General features: G+C 72.7%; 4 protein-coding genes. 2 read left to right on the top strand and 2 right to left on the bottom strand.

Translation table 11 applies throughout. The features are described 5' to 3' along the window. The first annotated feature begins 80 nt into the window (after positions 1 to 80). Positions 81 to 902, top strand: a complete 822-nt coding sequence (locus ACWEN3_RS44030; protein WP_452983637.1) for a YceI family protein — start codon at positions 81 to 83, stop codon at positions 900 to 902. Positions 903 to 952: 50 nt separating this feature from the next. Here the strand turns inward: ACWEN3_RS44030 and ACWEN3_RS44025 are convergent, their stop codons facing one another. Then, entirely contained in the window at positions 953 to 1627 is a 675-nt protein-coding gene (locus ACWEN3_RS44025) for a GAF and ANTAR domain-containing protein (protein WP_452983635.1), read from the bottom strand. Between the two features lie 204 nt (positions 1628 to 1831). Here ACWEN3_RS44025 and ACWEN3_RS44020 point away from each other — a divergent pair, with 204 nt between their 5' ends. Then, positions 1832 to 2302, top strand: coding sequence for a PPOX class F420-dependent oxidoreductase (locus ACWEN3_RS44020; RefSeq protein ID WP_452983632.1), 471 nt, complete (start codon positions 1832 to 1834; stop codon positions 2300 to 2302). 56 nt (positions 2303 to 2358) lie between these two features. On the opposite strand, the gene ACWEN3_RS44015 is transcribed toward ACWEN3_RS44020, so the two are convergent. Continuing rightward, entirely contained in the window at positions 2359 to 3114 is a 756-nt protein-coding gene (locus ACWEN3_RS44015; RefSeq protein ID WP_452983629.1) for a TetR/AcrR family transcriptional regulator, read from the bottom strand. Positions 3115 to 3340: the final 226 nt, after the last annotated feature.

The following is a 3340-nucleotide window of genomic DNA, read 5'->3' as shown; positions in this document are numbered from 1 at the left end:
TGCGTCCCGAGCGGAGACGCACCCCGCCACGGGCCGGTTTCATGCGACCATTTTGTAAGGCTTTTCAGGGAGAAAACGGGATGGGACTGACCGCGAAGATCCGTACGCGGGACGGGTGGGCCGTGTCGCACGCGGTCGTCACGGTGACCGACATGACCGGCACGCAGGTGCTGCGGGCCGAGGCGGACGCCGAGGGAGCCGTGCGCGACGCCACCGAGCTGGCGCCGGGGGCGTACACCGTGATCGTGACGGCCATCGGGTACGCGCCCGCCGCGTCCAGCGCGATCGTCACCGCGAGCGGCCGGGCCGAGGTCGGCACCGTGACGCTGGCCCGCCAGGGCGGCACCGAGCTGCCGCCGCCCGGCCCCTGGACGATCGACCCGGCGCACTCCTCCGTCGCCGCGGTCGCCCAGCACCTGGGCATCTCCAGCGTGCACGGCCGGTTCACGGAGTTCGGCGGCACGATCGAGATCGCGCCGGACGACATCGCCAAGTCCCGGGTGGAGGCGGTGATCCGGGCGGCCTCCGTCGACACCGGCAACGGCATGCGCGACACCCACCTGCGCTCCGGCGACTTCCTCGACATCGAGAGCCACCCGGAGATCACCTACCGCTCGACCGGTCTGACGCAGGCCGGCCCGGACCGCTGGACCGTGCACGGCGAGCTGTCCATGCACGGCGTGGTCCGTCCGGTCGACCTGGACCTGGCCTACCTCGGCACCGGCGCGGACCCCTGGGGCGGCACCCGCGCCGCCTTCCGCGCCACCGCGGAGCTGCGCCGCGAGGACTTCGCGATGAACTACAACCAGGTCCTCCAGGCGGGCATCGCCGCCATCGGCACCACCCTGAAGGTGGAGCTGGACATCCAGGCGGTCCAGGGCGACTCGCTGCCGGCCGCCTAGTGCCGTGACCGGAAAGGTTCGCGAGCCGGTGAACCTTTCCGGTCGCGGCCCTAGCCCTCCGCCGAGCCGACGATGCGGCGGGCCAGGTCACGGAGCTTGATGTTCTCCCGCTGGGAGGCCCGCACCAGGCTCTCGAAGGCCGCCGCCGCGTCGATGTCCAGGCGCTCCATCAGGACCCCGGTGGCCTGCCCGATCAGGTCCCGGGTGTGCATGGCCTCCGTCAGCTGCTCGCGGACCGTCACCGAGTTCAGGGCGAGGCTGACATGCGCGGTGAACAGCCGGCCGAGGCGGGCGGCGCTCTCGTCGAAGGCGTGCGGCTCCCGGGAGTAGGCCGTGAGCACGGTGAGCCGGCGCTTGTCGGCGCGCAGCCGCATGGACAGCACCGAGCGCAGCTCGTGCCGCTCGCCGTCGTCGCCGGCGCTGTCCTCCACGCGTACCACCGGTGAGGTCCACAGCCGCTCCCAGTACGGCCGGTCCGGGGCCTCGGCGACGCGCACGACGTCATCGGTCCAGGCGACCGTGCGCAGCGTCTCCCCGCGCTCGATCTCGAAGACGCCGGCGCGCTCGGCGCCGGGCAGCAGATGCACCGCCAGCCGGACGGCCGTGTCGAGCGTGGCGCCGGGGGTCGTCGTCGTGTGGAGTTCGTGAGCCGCCGCCGTTAGGGCCTCGGCCAGCTCAAGGCCCCCGGAAAATCGGGGCACTTCGGAAAAGTCGGATGCAGCCACCACGAACCTCTCGGCTTGCACGGCCGTACGGCCATGCGCAGGAGAGCTCCGCAGCACATTCCCGACTGCGAGCACAGGACATCAGAACTCTAGCTGCTCCATTGCGGTGAAGTGACCTTCCACCGGCGCCCGGAACGGTGACGCGCCGAGCCTGTGCCCAGCAGGGTCAGGCTGAGCCCGCGGCCCGGCCTCTAGGCTGCGCCCATGGCACCGAACATCGCGACCAACACCCGTGTATCGCTGGACGAGCTGCTGGAGTTCGTACGCCCCCGCCACCGCGCCCTGCTCCTCACCCGCCGCGCCGACGGCGGCCCGCAGGCGTCCCCGCTGACCTGCGGGGTCGACGACTCGGGCCGGATCGTGGTCTCGACCTACCCCGAGCGCGCCAAGACCCGCAACGCCAAGCGTGACCCCCGGGTCAGCGTGGTCGTCCTGAGCGACGAGTGGAACGGCCCCTGGGTGCAGATCGACGGCACCGCCGAGGTCGTCGACTCCCCCGACTCCGTGGAACCGCTGGTCGAGTACTACCGCAACATCGCCGGCGAACACCCCGACTGGGACGAGTACCGCGCCGCCATGCTCAAGCAGGGCAAGTCGATCATCCGGATCACCCCGGAGCGCTGGGGCCCCGTCGCCACCGGCGGCTTCCCGGCCCGGCTGGCCTCGGACGGCTGAACCCGGCCGGCCCCGGCGGACGGGGCCCGGCCCGGCGCTCCGTCCGCGGGGAGCGGTCAGCCGCGTTCGACCATCGCCTCGATCCCGGCGATCAGCAGGTCCAGGGCGAAGGTGAAGTCGCGGTCCATCATCTCGGCGACCGTGCCGCCGCCGCGGGCGTCCATGATCGACCGGGACTCGCGGACGGAGTCGGCGGTCGCCGGGTCCTGCCGGACCGAGTTCACGGCCTGCTGGTAGTAGTCGTCCGGGCTCAGGCCGAAGTCCGCGATCCGGGACATGAACTGGGCCTCTGTCGTGCCGTAGCCGTACACGAACTGGAAGACGGCCGAGATGGCGCCCATCACCCGGTGCTCGGGCAGCCCGGCCCGGCCGAGCGTCCGCCGCACGCTGCGGGAGAATCCCAGCGAGTTGGGGCCGATGTTCAGGTACTGCCCGGCCAGCCGCGACAGCCACGGATGGCGCACGAGCAGGGCCCGGTACTCGGCCGCCAGCGCCCGCAGCTGCTCCCGCCAGTCGGGGCCGTCCTCCTCGGCGGGCAGCCGCAGCCCGCCGTAGACCGCGTCCAGGGCGAGTTCGAGCAGGTCGTCCTTGGTGTCCACGTACCAGTACAGGGACATCGCGGTGACGTTCAGCTCACCGGCCAGCCGCCGCATGGAGAACCTCGCCAGCCCCTCGGCGTCCAGCAGCCGCACCGACACCGCGGTGATCCGCTCCCGGTCCAGGCCGGAGGGCTGCCCCGCGCGCCCGCCGCGCCGCGGCGCCTCCCGCAGCCACACGCTGTCCCGTGCCGACCGCGCCTCCCGCTTCGCCATCGGCGCATCCTCCCGAACTCCGGCCGCTGGTCCAACCTTAGGGGCGCGGAGCCGCACCCCCGTGCGGCCGCCGTACGGGCGCGCTCGACCGCGCCCGGCCCGCGGCCGCACGCATACGCATACCCCCGGAGCCGTCGGACGCCCACCCGTTCCGCCTGCCGCAGGAGCCGGACCGTGGTTCCGTACAGCCACGGGTCTTCCTGGGTCGCCTTCAGCGACAGGGAGA

The sequence above is a fragment of the Streptomyces sp. NPDC004561 genome, assembly GCF_053602155.1.
This window is presented reverse-complemented; position numbering and strand designations above follow the sequence as displayed.